Annotated in this window: 11 protein-coding genes; 7 read left to right on the top strand and 4 right to left on the bottom strand. The window is 57.1% G+C overall.

Features of this window, described 5'->3' with window-relative positions; translation table 11 throughout:
• On the bottom strand, positions 1-600 hold the full coding sequence (locus JS530_RS01615) for a TetR/AcrR family transcriptional regulator (protein WP_214375471.1): 600 nt from the start codon (positions 598-600) through the stop codon (positions 1-3).
• A gap of 110 nt (positions 601-710) precedes the next feature.
• Between JS530_RS01615 and JS530_RS01610 the strand changes: the two genes are divergently transcribed.
• Both JS530_RS01610 and recR read left to right on the top strand, forming a co-directional pair.
• A complete protein-coding gene (locus JS530_RS01610; protein ID WP_214375470.1) occupies positions 711-3,395 on the top strand; it encodes a DNA polymerase III subunit gamma and tau in 2,685 nt (894 codons plus the stop codon).
• A 43-nt stretch (positions 3,396-3,438) separates the two neighbouring features.
• Positions 3,439-4,041, top strand: a complete 603-nt coding sequence (recR, locus tag JS530_RS01605; protein WP_214375469.1) for a recombination mediator RecR — start codon at positions 3,439-3,441, stop codon at positions 4,039-4,041.
• On the opposite strand, the gene JS530_RS01600 is transcribed toward recR, so the two are convergent.
• A complete protein-coding gene (locus tag JS530_RS01600; protein WP_342590044.1) occupies positions 4,038-5,165 on the bottom strand; it encodes a class C sortase in 1,128 nt (375 codons plus the stop codon). The two genes, recR and JS530_RS01600, sit on opposite strands and share 4 nt — an antisense overlap.
• Positions 5,166-5,693: 528 nt before the next feature.
• Between JS530_RS01600 and JS530_RS01595 the strand changes: the two genes are divergently transcribed.
• The 3 genes from JS530_RS01595 to JS530_RS01585 all read left to right on the top strand — a co-directional run bounded on the left by JS530_RS01595 (position 5,694) and on the right by JS530_RS01585 (position 13,300).
• A complete protein-coding gene (locus tag JS530_RS01595; protein WP_214375468.1) occupies positions 5,694-9,557 on the top strand; it encodes a SpaA isopeptide-forming pilin-related protein in 3,864 nt (1,287 codons plus the stop codon).
• Positions 9,558-9,729: 172 nt separating this feature from the next.
• Positions 9,730-11,541 carry an isopeptide-forming domain-containing fimbrial protein gene (locus JS530_RS01590; RefSeq protein WP_214375467.1) on the top strand — a complete coding sequence of 604 codons (1,812 nt, stop codon included), beginning with the start codon at positions 9,730-9,732 and terminating at the stop codon, positions 11,539-11,541.
• Positions 11,542-12,016: 475 nt separating this feature from the next.
• On the top strand, positions 12,017-13,300 hold the full coding sequence (locus tag JS530_RS01585) for an ATP-binding protein (protein ID WP_214375623.1): 1,284 nt from the start codon (positions 12,017-12,019) through the stop codon (positions 13,298-13,300).
• A 309-nt stretch (positions 13,301-13,609) separates the two neighbouring features.
• Here the strand turns inward: JS530_RS01585 and JS530_RS01580 are convergent, their stop codons facing one another.
• On the bottom strand, positions 13,610-13,975 hold the full coding sequence (locus JS530_RS01580) for a hypothetical protein (protein WP_214375466.1): 366 nt from the start codon (positions 13,973-13,975) through the stop codon (positions 13,610-13,612).
• Between the two features lie 558 nt (positions 13,976-14,533).
• Here JS530_RS01580 and JS530_RS01575 point away from each other — a divergent pair.
• Complete coding sequence (locus tag JS530_RS01575; RefSeq protein ID WP_152209235.1) at positions 14,534-15,298, top strand: aspartate kinase; 765 nt, start codon at positions 14,534-14,536, stop codon at positions 15,296-15,298.
• 114 nt (positions 15,299-15,412) lie between these two features.
• Positions 15,413-15,979: an ACT domain-containing protein gene (locus JS530_RS01570; RefSeq protein ID WP_214375465.1), complete on the top strand. Its 567-nt coding sequence runs from the start codon at positions 15,413-15,415 to the stop codon at positions 15,977-15,979.
• Between the two features lie 340 nt (positions 15,980-16,319).
• Here JS530_RS01570 and asd read toward each other — a convergent pair whose 3' ends face one another.
• Positions 16,320-17,414 carry an aspartate-semialdehyde dehydrogenase gene (gene asd, locus JS530_RS01565; RefSeq protein WP_214375464.1) on the bottom strand — a complete coding sequence of 365 codons (1,095 nt, stop codon included), beginning with the start codon at positions 17,412-17,414 and terminating at the stop codon, positions 16,320-16,322.
• Positions 17,415-17,550: the final 136 nt, after the last annotated feature.

Here is a 17,550-nt window from a genome sequence, read left to right as displayed (position 1 = left end):
TTATTCGATATAGCTTTCGATATGCAGCGTCTGCGCCATCACCTGCTTGATGGTCGCGTTGCTGATGCTCGGATGTGAACGCACCAGGGAGATCAAACCGACGATCAGCGTGAAGAACGTCTCATGCACATTGCCGATGGGCAGGCCGTGCATCTGCTCGAACTCGCGCACGGTGGTTTGGGCGATGTAGTCCGCAATGCGATCGGCGGCCCGGTCGATGAACTTGATATACAGTTCGGCGTTGCCGTCCTGAATCATGCGATTCGAGAATGGGCTTTCGTCCGCGATGAGCGCGCGTAGCAGTCGCACCATATCGTCCATGGCTTTGTTCACATTGCCGGCTTCTCGCTCATGGTTCCATGTGTCGAGGCGACTGAGGATCTCGTCGATGACGTCGTCCAGCACGGCGTCCGCCACGGCATCCTTATCGGGGAAATAGTGGTAGAACAGCGAACGGGTCATGCCCACTTCGCTGGCGATATCGGAAACGGTGATTTTGGAGAACCCTTTCTCCAAACAGATTTTTCGTGCGGCTTGTACGATGGATTCACGCCGTGCATCGCCACGAGTGATGCGTCGCTCTTCGAAGTTCTCGCCCATGAGTACCTCCTGACAACAACCATTATTGACACTATGTTAATACTTGTGACCACCTATGATGATTCGCCGGCTTGCCGCGCAAATATCGAGGACAAGGTAGGTTAGTAGCTATGGCACTTGCACTGTATCGACGCTATCGTCCGGACACCTTCGAAGGTGTGATCGGTCAGGATCAGGTCACTGTTCCGCTGATGCGAGCCCTTGACGAGGGTAAGCTCACCCACGCGTACCTCTTTTCCGGTCCGCGCGGCTGTGGAAAAACCAGTTCCGCTCGTATTCTTGCGCGTTGCGTCAATTGTGCCAAAGGGCCAACGTCGCACCCGTGCGGTGAATGCGCCAGCTGTAAGGACCTCGCCACTGGAGGCCCCGGTTCTATCGATGTGGTGGAGATCGATGCCGCATCGCATAACGGCGTGGATGATGCCCGCGAGCTGCGTGAGCGTGCCGGATTCGCGCCTGCGCGAGACCGCTATAAGATTTTCATCCTTGACGAGGCTCATATGGTCACACAGCAGGGCTTTAATGCGCTGCTCAAAATCGTTGAGGAGCCGCCGGAACATGTGATGTTCATCTTCGCCACCACTGAGCCGGACAAAGTGATTGGCACGATTCGTTCCCGCACCCACCACTACCCGTTCCGTCTGGTGCCGCAGGAGGTTATGGGTCCTTACTTGGAGAAGATTTGCGCCAAGGAAGGCATCAAACCCGAGCCGGGCGTGCTGAAACTCGCCATGCGTGCGGGCGGCGGTTCCATGCGAGACACCCTATCTGTGCTGGATCAGCTGATGGTCGGGTCCGTGGAAGGCGTGATCACCCATGATGCGGCAGTGGCGCTGCTCGGCTTCACTCCGGAAGCGTTGATTGGCGAGGCCATTGACGCCGTCATCGATCACAACGGCGAAGCGTTGTATGGCGTGATTCAGAAGGTTGTGGTGGGCGGTTTCGATCCTCGTCGATTCGTGGAGGATCTCTTGGCCCGCGTACGTGACCTGCTGGTGCTGACTTTGGCCGGTGCCTCCGCTGAAGCGGTGCTGTCTGATACCGCCGAAGCGGAAGATATGGATGATTTGCACCGTCAGGCTGCGGCGCTTGGACTTGGCCCGCTCACCGCCATGGCGGATATTATCAACGCCACGCTGAGCTCCATGACTGGTGCCATTTCGCCGCGCATGCGACTGGAGCTGCTGGCGGCACGTCTGCTCGCCGGTGCCGAATCAGGTTTCGCGCTTGCCGCGGCGGCGCCAACGGCCGGCGCTCCCGCGCAGACGGCGGCGCCTTCCAGCCAGTCCATTGGTACCGGAGCCCAGCATCACGCGGCATCCGGCGGTTTTGTGGGCGCATCTCGTAATGCTGCATCCAACAGTGCCAACAGTGCGGCTCCCCATTCTGGCTTTGCCGGTGCCACGCACAATGCATCAGCCAACACGCCATCCGCAAGCGCTAATACCGCCACGCAACCCTCGCCGCAGCAGCCGGCTTCCACCGCCGATTGGTCCGGCGTAACCTCAGCTCCGTCGGCATCAGGTACGCAGCATCAGCAGCCTGCCGTGCAGCAGGCTACACAAGCCGCTCCGGATACGCGATCCGTGGACGAGAAGTGGGATGCGGCAGTCGCAGGATTGCCGGAATCGATTCGCGAATACGTGACTCGTAGCAAAGTGCCGACCGTCAAATTCGGTACCAATCGCAAAGGCTTGCCGTGCCTGTCCCTCACCTTCGACCAGTCGCTCAGCCAACATGCATTCGCGCTGGCTGTCGACTCCAGTGGCAAGAAGGCCGCGCTGGTGGTACAGGATGCCGTACGCCACGAATTCGGGGCGAATACCGTCATCGCACCGACTGCGGTGGCCGCTAACGGTGAACGCGTGGCATCGGTCAAGCATTTGAGCCCGGAACAGTTGGCCAAGGTCAAGCAGCAGATTGCCTTGGCCAAGGCCGGGCTTGCCGCGGCCAGCCTAGGAGCCACCGCGCGCGCCGGTAGTGAGCCAAAGGAGCAGAAGTCGGCGTCGTCTGGTCAGTCGGAGGATGCGGACGAAAGCCATCGATCCTCGTCGCTGCCAAGCGATGACCCCTGGGCTCAGCCCGCTGCGGGGTCGAGCTCCTCGGCGCCATCGGCGCCGGCTCCGGTTGCGGCAGCTACACAGGCCGCGGCGGAACATCATGCCAAGCACGTGGCCGTACCGGATATGAGCGATCCCACCGATCCGTGGGCGCAGCCTGCTGCGATGCCAACTACTCCAGTGCAGTCGGCAGCAGCCACGCCACAGTCAGCGCCGAATCCGCAATCGGCGGCTTCGCAACCAAGCGTGCAGCCGACTAGCGCACCGCAGCTTGGCACTGAGCCTGACCCTTGGAGTCAGCCAAGCCCAGCATCCACGCCGGATAATGACCCGTGGAATCAACCGCAGTCCAATCCAGTGGTGAATCAGCCATCGGTACCGGATAACGATCCGTGGAATCAGCCGCAGAACGCGCAGTCCCAGCCACAGCAGCAGGATTGGGGAGCTCCACAGGGCGCATATGCCGCCGAGCCTGACCCGTGGAATCAGCCCGCGCCCCAGATACCACAGCAGACGGGGTCTCAGCGAGCCGCCCAACCGCAGCAGCCGAGGCCGCAAGTCGATGCCGAAGAGGACGAGTATTCGATGAGCGACCAGTCACTTGGTGATTCCCGTGCCATGAACTTGGATGATCTCAAGCGCATGTTCGAGGTCAAGAGCGTGACCAACTATGCCGCGGACGACCCCAAGAATCCTAAGAACATCCAACCTGCCAAGAAGCATCTCGACGAATAATCAGAACAGTGCGGCGTGCGGCCGCGCAAAGGAGTAACGCAATATGGCACTCGCTTATGATGGCGCCATCCAACGTCTGATTGACGCATTCGGCAACTTGCCGGGCATCGGGCCGAAAGGTGCGCAGCGCATCGCGTTCTATCTGCTGTCCGCGCCGGACGATGAGGCGCGCGAGCTTGCGGAAGCTATTGAAGAGGTCAAGGCCAAGGTGCGGTTCTGCGAGATTTGCGGCAACGTATGCGAAACCAGCCCCTGCCCGGTATGCGCCGATCCGCGACGTGACCATTCAGTGATTTGCGTGGTGGAGGAGCCCAAGGATGTAATGAGCATCGAGCGCACCCGTGAATATCACGGCCTCTACCATGTGCTTGGCGGCGCCATCAACCCCATGGCCAACGTCGGGCCGGCGGATTTGCGGATTCCTGGCTTGCTCAAGCGTTTGGAAACCAAGGAGGTCAAGGAGGTGATCATGGCGCTCGACCCGAATATCGAGGGCGAGGCCACCACCAGTTACCTCACTCAGCTGCTGCGACCGGTCGGTGTCACGATCACGCGCCTTGCCAGCGGTCTGCCGGTGGGATCCGACTTGGAATACGCCGACGAAGTCACCCTCGGCCGCGCTCTGGCCGGCCGTCGCGAAGCCTAGTACCGCGGCCGAGAGGCGGCATGGCGCATAATACGTGCCATATGCTTGCGCTTTGCTAGCCATACAAAGAACCAGCCCAACAGCAGTGTCGCCACGCCTACCGTGATGGCGATGGTTCGCGCATCGTGCACATCGTTCGGCTCAGGGGCGGGAAGTGGAATCGCCACACGATGCCCGGAAATCAGCAGTCGATGCGTATTGACGCCATACGGTGTGCAGGTCATCAGCGTCACACGATCCTCGCCCGGCGCAATCTTCAGCTGCGAAGTGTCGTTCGGCAGGATCACGGAGATGCGATCCACCTTGTATCCCAAGGTTTGCCCCATCACCTCAATGTAGAAGAAGTCGCCTTTCCGCACCTCGTCAAGTCGCGTGAACATCATGGCGGACACTAGGCCGCGATGCCCAGTGATGACCGCATGCGTGGATTCGCCGCCCACTGGCAGCGAGGTGCCGTACAGGTGCCCGGCTCCAGAGGCAAGAGCCTCTTCGGAAGTGACGTGGTAGATCGGCAGATTAATCGACTGCTTCGGTACTTTGATCGAACCCATCACCTCGTCGCCGGAGTTCAGCAGCTGCTGGTATTCCGCATCCTTGGCAGACGTGGAATCATTCCCGTTTGCTTTCGATCCGCCTTGTACGTCGGTGAACGGATCCACAGCTTCACCCAGCACCGGCTGGCCCGATTCGGCGAGTTTCTTATTGTATGCGTGCGCGGCCGCCAGCGAGTCCTTAGCCTGCGGGTACGGCCAATTCGCCACATTCTGCGCACTGGTGGCGGCAGTCTTGGCCAGTTCGAGACTGGACTGGAATTGCAAAGCAAATGGGAAACATGCCACGGCAAGGGCGGCAAGCAGCAGTACGACAGTGACCAGTCGCATCAGTATAAGATTGCGCTGCAATCGCCGGCGTTCGGCCATCAAATCAGCAATATCAATGGCTTTGGCGAATGGCGTAGGAGTGAACGTACTGATATGTGAGGCATGGGTGCCATGCGGCTCATGCGCCACATCGTTGCTCGCCGCGATGCCTGTTGCTTGTGTGGTCGCATCCGCATTCATGGCAGCATCCGCGTTCGCAACAGTATCCGTGTTTGCAACAGTGCTGTGACCGTGCTTCGCCACTGTATGACTCCGCCGCAGTCTCATGCGCAGTGCCTCCCTATTGTGCGAGTGTTCCCATGCGCTTATGCCGAGTGTACATTCATGTACTCACGCGTCGGCCCGCTGTATTCGCACGTCACGTTACTCCGTGGCCGAGTCGAGTTGCAAGCCTATTCGATGCCGGTTAATAATCAATACCCCCGAACTCATGGAGGGTGCCCCCTTTTACTACGTACCCTGGATAGTTCAATGGGCTAATAATGCATTGACGAGACGTCAAATATAACAATTTAATAACATCGGTGCATCGTAAAATTTACAACTATACAACTCATTGCGTCAAACCCTATTGTTTTCAATGGTTTTGTTATCATATTGCAACTCGCGAGTGCCCCCTTAACAAATTGACAAAGGGTATCGGAGGGGGGGTAATTAACGAAATGATAAAACCTGCTGGGGTAGGTCAATGCGTGGTTTTGCATTCTCTCTAGTTTCGACGGGTTTGGATGACCGTAGTCCATGGGGATTGAAGGAACAGAACGGAAAGCTATGTCCAGAGGTAAGAACATAGGCGAACGTGTTAAGGCTATGGTGTGGGCGGTGTGCGCTATTGTGCTCGCCGCAGCCATGCTGTTCGTTTGCTCGACGCCGGCTGTGGCGGAAGACTCCACACAAGGAACAACAGCCGGCACTGGCACTGAGTCTTCAACGCAGACGACTCAGGGTCAGTCCGGAAAGACCGACGCATCCGGCTCATCAACCGATGCTGGTACATCTTCCGACTCCACAGGAGACAGCGACTCCTCCCAGGCCGCGAATGGTAATAACGGTGCGGTAAACTCCTCATCTGCCAATGACACGAATAATGCTCCTGCAGCAGCCGCGGATGGGGAATGCGCCGCGGTCGCTGACTGGGATACGCTGGTGCGCTGCGTGACCACCGATCGTCCGGCAGACGGTATGGTGGCCATCAACGCGGCTATTACTGCGCCGGCCGACAGCGGCTCGACCACCTTGAGCGGTGACGTGACACTTACCGCGGCGGCAAGTCTGGATTCGGTGCTGACTGCAACCTCCGCAGGCGATCCACTATTCACAGTGGACGGCAACCACACGCTCACCATCGGTAAGAGCGCCAACGATGCCAGCTTCTCCTACAAGAACAGCAAGCGCAGCCTTGCTGGCGTGAAGACGAACGGTACGCTGACCATCAACAACGGCACGTTCGATAACATCAATACCCTGACGAACTACGGCAATGGCTCCGTGGTGAACAACAATGGTGGCACGGTCACCATCAATGGTGGCACGTTCTCCAACAACAGTGCGGTGAGTGGTGGAGTGCTGTATCAGAATAACGGCAGCACTACCGCTATCAATGGTGGCACGTTCACGAATAACGTGGCCGGTTCCAAAGGCGGCGTAATCCATAGCAACGGCACCCTGACTATTGCTCACGGTACGTTCACGGGTAATGTTGCTAAAGGTGTGGCATTTAATGAGGGTGGCGGTGCCATTTCTCAAGATCAAGGTTCCACCACCATCACCGGTGGCGATTTCACCGGAAACAAAACGGTTGGCAAGGCGAATTACGGCGGTGGTGCGATTCTGATGACATCAGGCACCATGACCATCACCGGCGGCACGTTCACCGGCAATAAGCAGACGTTCGAAGATGCTGATGGCAACTCTATTCCATGTACGAACGATGCCTTGTCCCCTGACACCAGTCCGTGTCTGAGCAGGGCCAATGGGCAATTCATCCATGCTGGTGGCGGTGCCATCCGCATCACTGGCGGTGCCGCGAAGAGCACACTGATTATTCGGGGTGGCGTCACGTTCTCGCAGAACTATTCGCGTGCCTACGGCTGGGGCACGGGTGGCGGCGCCATCTATGTGGAAGGCAAGCTGTTCGTTTACAATGATTCCCGCGGCGTCAAGCCGAAGTTCGACCACAACTGGGCCGGCATCTATGACACTCAGTATGTGAAGGACGCCAACGGCAAGGAGCAAGTTCCCAAGGGTGGAGCTGGCGGCGCTATCTTCCTGCAAGATGGTGGCTCTGAAGCGTATCTGATGGGTGGCTCGTTCACGAACAACTCCTCTGGGTATCTTGGCGGAGCCATTTATACTGAGGAGCGTTCCACCACTTACGTTGCCAAGGCCGTGGCCCACAACAACACCGCAGGCCATTTTGGTGGTGGTCTGTGGCTATGCCCGTCTGGAGTCGGTGAGACATCGAAGGGTGGCAACATCGCCTTGTTTGATAACGAGGTGGACAAGTCCATCGATCCGAATCCGGAGAATCAGAACCCAGCGGATGTTAATGGAGTGAACGGTACCAAGGCCGATGGCACTGAGGCGGGTGATGATTTCGCCATCATGAACCCGTACCACAAGCTCAATTCGGGTGTGCAACAGTCGAGCTTTGTGCTGATGGACACGTGGTTCACCGACCGTACCGAGACAGCGGTCACGTGGTATCGCGACGGCATTCCGGTGCGGGACGCCAGCGGCTACGATGATCATTATCAGAACGCTGAGCACAAGTGGAACGCCACCGCTGGAACCAACATCGCCGTCACGAAAAGTGATGGGCGTTATGCGGGCCAAAATGATGCCAAGATTGACAACCTCGTTGACCATATGAAGAATCTGACGCTGGGGTGGAACTCGAGTACGGCTGATTTCAATGACCGTGGTATCGCGTTGAAGGCCGAGGTAACGGGTACCGCGGAGGAGCAGGCGGCCAAGAAATCCGCTGCCATCACTGCGGCTGCTGTCGAAATCAGTGGCAACAAAGCTCGTCTGTCTGGCGGTGGTTTTGGTACCAACGGTAACGTGAAGTTCTCCACGCCGTACACGGCTTCGTGGACCAAGGTGGACAGCAAGACCGATACGAAGATTGGCGGCGCCACATGGACGCTGACCACCACCGGCACCGGTGCGACCAAGGAGGCTGCGCTTGCTAGCAGCACCCTTGGCGGCCCGTTCAACACCGACTTCACCCCGAGCATGTGCGCTGCGGGCGAGACCGGCGAGACCGCTTGGGAGAACGGTACCTGCTGGAAGCAAGAAGCTGTCGAAGCCAACGGCCAGTGGACTGTCACCAATTCGATGCGCATCATCGACAACCAAGGCGGCGACAGCTATCTTGGCGTCGACAACAACCCGGATGCCGGCGGATTCGACATCAACAACCTGCACAACGGCACGTACACGTTGACGGAAACCTCCGCGCCTACCGGATATGCGCCGGAAACGAACGCCGACGGATCTGCCAAGACCTACACGTTTACCGTGAACAACGCGCAGGCGCAGTGGAATAACGATTCTCGCGACACCACAGTCGACAAGGAAATCAGCAACACGCGTCTCAAGGGTGTTTCCTGGGGCAAGATAGACGCTGATTCCGCAACTGCACTAGGCGGATCCGCATGGACCGTGACGCAGATCAACAAAGATGGTTCGGCCATCGATGGAGCACAGCCACACGAAGTAACCGACTGCGTGGATTCAACCGATCCGAATAATCCAGTGAATTGCGAGGCCGACAACAAGAACAAGCCGTTCGCCGACACCGATGGCACTGCAGGCAAGTTCAACATCATCGTGGACAAGGCTAAGGCCACGTACAAGCTGGTAGAAAAGACCTCGCCGAGCGGCTACTGGATGCCAACCGAGAGCACTTGGTACCGATTCTTCAGCGTGGACGCCAACTCCGATGACAAGGTGCAGATCTATAAGTCGGACGGCACTACCGAAGTACCCAACAACGACATCACCAACACGCTGCCGAACGTGGCATGGTCGAAGGTTGCCAAAGACAACACTGACGAACTGCTCAGCGGTTCCAAATGGACGCTCTACGGTCCGCTCGATAGCAATGGCGATCCAGTCAGAGTCAACGGTCAGTCGATTGCGGTTATCGCCAAGGTTGTAGATTGCGAAAGCGAGAACAACTACTGCGATACGCAGTCCAATGATCTGACCGGTGGCGCAGATGGCAAGGGCGATAAGACCTATGCCGATGTAGACCGCGCGGCCGGACAGCTCAAGGTCAAGGGCTTGGCCATACCGTCCGATGCAAGCACCGAGTACACGTATGAGCTCACCGAGACCAAGGCTCCGCAAGGCTACGTGCTCTCCAGAGCCAAGTACCAGTTCACGGTGGGATATGCACTGCCGGATGCAGCGGTCGGCGTATGCAAACAGCCGATTACCGGTACCACTGGTGCGTGCACCCCGGTCTCCGGCAACAAAATCATCAACGTGCGTGCGGTGGCGGCTTTGCCGCTTACTGGTGGCACGGCACGTGACTGGCTCCTGATTGGCGGGCTGCTGATCGCCGGGGCCGGTCTGCTCACGGTGTTGATGAAGGAATACCGCAAGCGCAACGGCATAGTGGCGTGACCGGCCGTCTCCCTCCGATGAGGGAGACGGCCGCCAAGCCGATCTGGAGGGAGAGCCTTCACATGCTCTCCCTCCCCATGCACAACCCAAGATTTGCAGTTCGCGGGGGATCCTATCCCGGTTCTACATGAAGCGAAACATAGTAAAGAGAATCAAGAAAGAAAGGTTTCTCATGAAGATGAGAAAACTATTGGCCAGCCTCGCCGCCGCAGCCACGATGCTCAGCGGTCTAGCCCTCGGTGCCGGCACTGCTATGGCGGATGGCTCCTCTGCCTCGGATAGCAACGGTCGAGGTGTGATTACTACGGATGTGTTTTTCCAGTTCAAGGCCAGCGACCCTGACCAGTGGCACAACCGTACGGTCAAGTACTATAAGCTCGCCGACTACGTGGACTACACGTATTCCGGACCGTTCGGCGTGCAGACTGCCACGGGCGCCGATCGCGCGGCCATCAAAGCAGCACTGCAGGCTGCCATGCCGTCTGATGGTTCCTTGAAGGTTCCGGATGATAACAAGACGGACCTGATGGCGTGGGCGCTGCAGCAGGGCGCATTGGACAGTGAAGAGAAGCCGTGGGCCGGTTCCACCCGCAAGTTTGCTGAATCCTTGGCCAAGAACACGACGGTGACTAGCAATCTGCAAACCATTACGTGGCCGAATAACAGCGATGGAACATCGCAAGAGGGCAATACGAACCGTTGGGTCAAGCTTCCCGCCGGCGTGTACCTGTTTCTCGACACTGCCACCAATGGCACTAACAGCAACATTGGCAACGGCAGCACTCAGGATAGTGATCACATTGATGATACGACCGGCGGCAAGGTAGCCACCCAGTCCGCGCCGATCGTGCTCGCTTCCGGCTATGTGAAGGATGGTGAGCTCCAGAGCTGGAACAACCATAAAGACGAAGCCTACAACACTGTTGAGTTCAAGAACCATGTGACTCCGGTCGTCAAGACCTTCGATGATGCCGACGGTACCGTGTCCACCGGCCAGGATGTGAACTACACGCTGACCAGCGAACTGCCCGCCTACACCACTGGCTTCACCGACTACCAGTTCTCCCTGACCGACACCCCTGGTGTAGGCCAGACCGTCAACCTCAATTACAACTTCACCGTAAAGGTCGGAGGCAAGGAAATACGTCCCAAGGACGATAACAATCCGAACGGCTACGAACTGAAGCTCATTGGGCTCACTGCCGAAGAGGAACAGGCCAGGAAGTTTGACGGCGATGGTACCAAGCAGTTCGCTGTCGACCTGAGCAAGTATCTGCAGAGCCTCACGTACGATGCCAAAGCGGACCTGAAGGTAGCCGTAACCTACAACGTGACCATCAACAAGCAGTCGTTGACGAGCGCCACGGTGCCGAACTCGGTTGAAGTGAACGACAACAATGCCAAGGCTCAGGACCAGACCACGCTGAAGCTCGGCCAGTTCAGCTTCGTCAAGAAGACCGCTGACGGTATTTCGCTGGCCGGTGCTGAGTTCAAGATCGCGGCCGTCAAGGCTGCTGACGGCGATAAGGCCGTTGCCTTTACCCCGACCACTGACATGGCAACATCCGCATCCAAGCCGGCCACTGCCCAAGGCACTCCTGAAGGTACGGTCACCTTCAGCGGCTTGGCCGATGGCGTGTATGAAGTCACCGAAACCAAGGTGCCTGAAGGATTCCTCGGACACAAAGACGATGGCGCTAATGCGACGCTCGGTGCCAAGTTCCAAGTCACCATCAAAGGCGGCAAGGCCGTGTACTTCCACGGCACCGACATCTATGGTCTCTCCAAGGATTCCGGTAATGCCGACCTCACCGGTGGGGAGATCACTGATTACTCGGTGATCAACGTGCGTAACGTCACCGAATTGCCAAAGACTGGTGCTGCAGGTGTTGCACTGTTTGGTGTGCTTGCTGTGCTGCTCGCAGGCGCTGGCGTAACGATTTTCATGAAGTCCCGCGCTACTAAGCGTGCGCTGCGTTCATGATGAGCCGGTAACGCAACGCCGGTAGCTCGGCGGCAAAGAAAAGAGCCTGATCGCGAGGTGCTTGCGGTCAGGCTCTTTGTTTGAGAGAAGGAGAGAGAAGAAGAAAGGGGTTCAATTATGTTGCCGGTGTTGTTTGCCGGTAGTTCTTATATAAGCGCCCGAACCTGAGTGGTCTGATGCGTTTGCCTCAAAGTCCCGGGGCAATCATCTGAAAGAATCATGTACAGCGATTGCTTCGGGACTGCAGTGTTGCAGCCACTGCAGTGTTGCAGCCACTGCAGTGTTGCAGTGCCGTTGCGTTGGCGCATAAGGTCCCCCCAGCAGTGCTCTATTGAATTTTACTGACATAAATGTCACTTTTATTCAATAGATTCACGTTCTATTGAATTTTAGTGACATAAATGTCGATAAAATTCAATAAGGGAAGCGAATCAGTGTTCAGTATGGTTCGCAGCCGAGAGAGGAGCCCCCTGTGATGCGGATTACGAGAGCCGTATACCTGAACAGGTTGATTGCGCGCATGGGCAACGGCATGATCAAAGTGATTACTGGCGCAAGACGCTGCGGCAAGACATTCTTATTGTTCGATTTGTTTGAAGAGTATCTGCGGAATCATGGAGTGGCCAATAGTCAGATTATCGAGGTGCCACTCGATGACTTTGCATACGAGCAGTATCGTGATCCCGCTCGTCTTGCTCAGTACCTGTCATCTGCGATAACGGACGATCGCCAATACTATGTGTTGCTCGATGAAGTGCAGTACGCCATTTCCGATAAGGAATTGCGCGGTGACGAGCCGCCTCGGCTGTACAGCGTGCTTAATGGGCTATTGCGCAAGCGCAACGTGGATGTGTATGTTACCGGTAGCAATTCAAAAATGCTGTCTACCGATGTCATGACTGAGTTCCGTGGCCGTGGCGATGAGATTCGCGTTCGTCCATTGTCGTTTTCTGAGTTCATGCAGGCGTATGACGGTGATGTGCCGCATGGATGGGCGGAATATGTGGTATTCGGCGGAATGCCATTAACCGTGTCGATGCATACCGATGAGCAGAAAACCCGATATCTCGAAAGCCTGTTTACCGAGACATATCTCAAAGATATTGTGGCACGTAATCACCTTCGTAAATCGCAAGAGCTTGATGAATTGGTTGATGTGCTTGCTTCATCGATTGGTGCGTTGACCAATCCAGCGAAAATCAAAGCTACCTTCGATAGTGTTGCGCACTCCAAAATCAGCGTGAACACCATCGCGCAGTACATTGAGTATCTCGAGGAGGCTTTCGTTGTTGAGGAAGCACGACGATTCAACGTGAAAGGCCGCAAATACATTGGCAGCCCTAAGAAATACTATTTCGAAGATATCGGTTTACGTAATGCGCGGCTTGGATTCAGGCAGGTTGAGCAGACGCACATTATGGAAAATATCGTCTACAACGAGCTGCGCATGCGCGGCTATAACGTGGATGTCGGCGTGGTGGAGAAACGCGGCCAGAACAATGGCGAAAGCTATCGCAAACAGTTGGAGATTGATTTCGTGGCCAACCTCGGCAGCGAACGGTACTACATTCAATCGGCATACCAATTGCCCACCGAAGAAAAAGTAGCACAGGAGAAAGCATCGTTGCTGGGCGTGGACGATGGGTTCAAGAAGATAGTACTCGTTCGTGACGTGGTAAAACCGATGCGTGACGATCGCGGCATCCTGACGATGAGCGTATATGACTTCTTGCTCAATGCTGAGAGTCTGTCGTTCTAACGCCTCGGTATCGCCTGTCATATTACCGACGTGGCATACCGACGTGGCATAGAAAAAGAGCCCGGCTGCGAGGTGCGTGCAGCCGGGCTCTTTCAAGAGAAGGAGAGAGGAAGAAGAAGGGGGTTCAATTATGTTGCCGGTGTTGTTTGCCGGTAGTTCTTATATAAGCGCTTGAACCTGAGTGGTCTGATGCGTTTGCCTCAAAGTCCCAGGGCAATCATCTGAAAGAATCATGTACAGCGATTGCTTCGGGACTACAGTGTTGCAGCCACTGCAGTGTTGCATCATTGTGCGCAGCTTGCTGATTGCTTACTGCGCGTTATTGCCAAAGTTCTGCGGAGTTGTCGGAGCGCCCGGTACGTTGCTCTGCGGGTACTGTGCAGGCTGAGCGTACTGCTGCTGCGCTGCCGCAGCCTGTGCCTGAGCCTGGGCGGCTTCCTGGGCTTCTTCCTCGGCGGCCTTCTTCTTGGTGAAGACATACTGCCAAGCCGTGACTGCCGCGATGATGACAACCCAGATCACGGATTTCACGAGCTCATCAGAAGCCCATCCGAGCACCAGCAGGGCCACGCAGACCACGATGGCAATCGGCACCATGACTTTGGTACGGCGGAATCGACCCCGGTAATTCATCTTCCAGTAGTTGAATGAGTGATCCTTTTTGCCGGCCATCATGGGCCTCCTTGCTAATCTAATGACGGTGCGCCGATTGCAACTACCACGACGTACTTCAATGGTATGGCGCAACGCTGGCCTGTGGAGGGCAGCAAACCGGTTCGCTGCGTAAGTTCATCAAGTATTCATCTGCTTGCCTCTGTCTGCATTTACATGCATCTGCCTCGCATTTGCCGAGTCTCTGCCCCGCGCCTATCCCGCACTATCCCGCATCTTCTTCGCGACGGATTCCGGGGAATGCGTTACTGAGTGGCCTCTTTTGCGACGGATTCTGGGGAATGTAGCGCAAAAGGGGTGTTTCACGGTATGTTCCACGACGCAATTCGGGGAATGCGGCGGTGGATGGGGCCCATTGCGACGGATTCCGGGTAATGCGGCATGAAGAGAGGGGCTGGGGCTGCCTGACCGTCCGCATGATGGGTGAACGGACGTGCAGCAGTGCCCGCAATCCTTATAATCGTGCCGCTTACGTAGAATAAAGCGCAAAACCCGGGATAGTAGGGCAGTGCCGAACATTGAGCCTACCGTCCAGCCCCAAGAGAAGAACGAAGGACAACAGTGGCTCTCATCGTACAGAAGTACGGCGGCTCGTCGGTCGCCGATACCGATTCGATCAAGCGTGTGGCCAAGCGCGTTGTTGAGACAGAGAAAAAGGGCAACAAGGTGGCCGTGGTGGTCTCCGCCATGGGCGACACCACCGACGACCTCATCGATCAGGCGCTGAGCATCGACTCCAACCCGCCCGAGCGCGAGATGGACATGCTCATGACCGCAGGCGAACGCATCTCCATGAGCCTGCTGGCCATGGCCATCCACGCCGAAGGCAGCCGTGCCCACTCGTTCACCGGTCAACAGGCGGGTTTCTTCACCGATGCCCGCTATGGCGCGGCGCACATCAAGGCCGTCAAGCCCGACCGTGTGAAGAATGCGCTTTCGCTGGGCGACATTGCCATTGTGGCCGGCTTCCAGGGCATTAATGCCAAGGGCGATGCCACCACGCTCGGCCGCGGTGGTTCAGACACCTCCGCCGTGGCGCTCGCCGTGGCCCTCGGCGCCGATATCTGCGAGATCTACACCGATGTGGACGGCATTTTCACCGCCGACCCGCGCATCGTGCCTGCCGCCCGCCGCATCCCGGTGATCGATTACGATTCCATTCTTGAAATGGCATCTTGCGGTTCCAAAGTGCTGGCGCTGCGCTGCGTGGAGTACGCCCAGCGCTTCAACATGCCGCTGCATGTGCGCTCCTCGTTCTCACACCGCCCGGGCACACTGGTGGTGCCGGAAGGCGTGGATCCGCGCACGCTGCCAAACATCGACTGAGGCCCGAGCTCTCCTCTTCGGCTCCCCTTGCCAGGGGAACTGTCCGCGAGAGCGGACTGAGGGGTAGTCATCAATAACGTACTAATACAAACTTTCAACAAGACAAGGCAAAACATGACTGAAGAAGAAGCAAAATCCATGGGTGATCTGTTCCCCGACCTCGGCCCTGAAGCTCCGGTGATTTCCGGTATCGCTCACGACCGTTCCGAAGCACTCGCCACCGTGCGCGGCGTACCGAACGAGCCGGGCATGGCCGCCAAGGTGTTCACTGAGCTCGCCAGCGCAGGCGTGAACGTGGACATGATCGTGCAGGCCGGCGCATCCGTGGGCACTGCCGACATTTCCTTCACGGTGCCGGAAGCTTCAGTCAAGCAGGTGCAGGATACGCTGCTCGACAAGCAGGAGGAGCTGGGCTATCACTCGTTCGACATCAACACCAACGTCGGCAAGGTGGCCGTGGTGGGCGTTGGCATGAAGACCCACTCCGGTCTGGCTGCCAAGTTCTTCCGCGCACTGAGCGATAAGGGCATCAATGTGCTGATGATCTCCACTTCCGAGATTCGTATCGCCGCCCTGGTGCCGCTCGACCAGCTCAACGAAGCGGTGAAGGCACTGCACACTGCCTACGGCCTCGATGCCAAGCAGATTGAAGCCGTGGTCTACGGCGGCACAGGCCGCTGAGCCTGTGCGGATGCGCGTTTAACTGCGTCATTCGCGCTGCTACATAAGAAAGCCCTCCGAGTGGAGGGCTTTCTGCGTTACAAGGGGTTGTTTTTCGGTTTTCGAAATATCTATCTGCGTTACAAGGGGTTCTTCTAGGACGAAACCACAGTGAGGAACGTTGTGCTTTCAACGGTATTACGCCATTTTGAGAGTGGTGCTACTTGAGAAGGAACCCCTTGTAACGCAGATAGACCTCCGGAACAAGCCAAATCAACCCCTCGTAAACGAGATAGCCTGTTGCTGCACCGCATAATGCAACAACAGGCTATCTCAATTGATCTCTGATGCTTTTGCAGCGCTACTTCTTGGTGATGTAGCCCAAGGCCTTCAGCATTTCGGCGCATTCCAGTGCGCCACCAGCTGCACCGCGCAGGGTGTTGTGGGCCAATCCCACAAACTTCCAATCGAAGATGGAATCCTCGCGCAGGCGGCCGATGGAAACGCCCATGCCGCCCTCATAATCCACATCCAACTTGACCTGCGGGCGGTCATCCTCGGTGAGGTACTGGATGAAGTGCTTCGGAGCGTGCGGCAGACCCAGCTCGGCGGCCTGAGACGTGTAGTTCACCAAGCGGTCGATGAGCTCTTCCTTAGTAGCTTTCTTGCCGAAGTTCAGGAACACGGTGGCGGTGTGACCGTTCAGCACAGGCACGCGGATGCACTGCGAGGTGATCTTCAGCGGGCCATCGAACGGCACAATCTCACCGCGTTCGGCATCCACATGACCGAACACCTTGAGCGGCTCCTTCTCGCTCTTGGCTTCCTCGCCGGAGATGAACGGAATGATGTTACCCACCATTTCCGGCCAATCCTTGAACGTTTTGCCGGCGCCGGAAATGGCCTGATACGTGCTCACGACCACCTCGTGCGGCTCGAATTCCTTCCATGCGGCCAGTGCCGGGGTGTAGGCCTGAATCGAGCAGTTCGGCTTGACGGCGATGAAGCCGCGCGTGGTGCCCAGACGCTTGCGCTGGTGCTCGATCACCGCAAAGTGTTCCGGGTTGATCTCCGGCACCACCATCGGCACGTCCGGGGTCCAACGGTGTGCGCTGTTGTTGGAAACCACGGGGGTTTCGGTCTTGGCGTAACGCTCTTCGATTGCGCGAATCTGATCCTTCGGCATGTTCACCGCGGAGAACATGAAATCCACGCCGCCGGCAACCGCTTCGGCATCGTCGCCGTCCACAACCACCATGTGCTTGGCGTATTCGGGCATAGGCATTTCCATCTTCCAACGGTCGCCCACAGCCTCTTCGTACGTCTTGCCGGCGCTATGTGCGGAAGCGGCAAGAGTGACCACTTCGAACCACGGGTGATTCTCCAGCAACGTGACGAAACGCTGACCCACCATACCGGTGGCGCCAAGAATGCCGACCTTCAATTTTTCGGACATGATTACCTTCTGGCTCAAAAGAACGAATACTTCGCTCGGTCGTGCAAAACAGCGGCGACCGGATACGGGTCATTATTGTACGGAATCACTACTGTGATGGCACTGTATTTCCCATATGATGACGGTGAATGACGCA

Origin of the sequence: Bifidobacterium colobi (assembly GCF_018555455.1) — a bacterium.
GTDB classification, from domain to species: Bacteria; Actinomycetota; Actinomycetes; order Actinomycetales; family Bifidobacteriaceae; genus Bifidobacterium; species Bifidobacterium colobi.
Note: the sequence above shows the minus strand (reverse complement) of the source record. Positions and strands in the feature narration are given on the sequence as shown.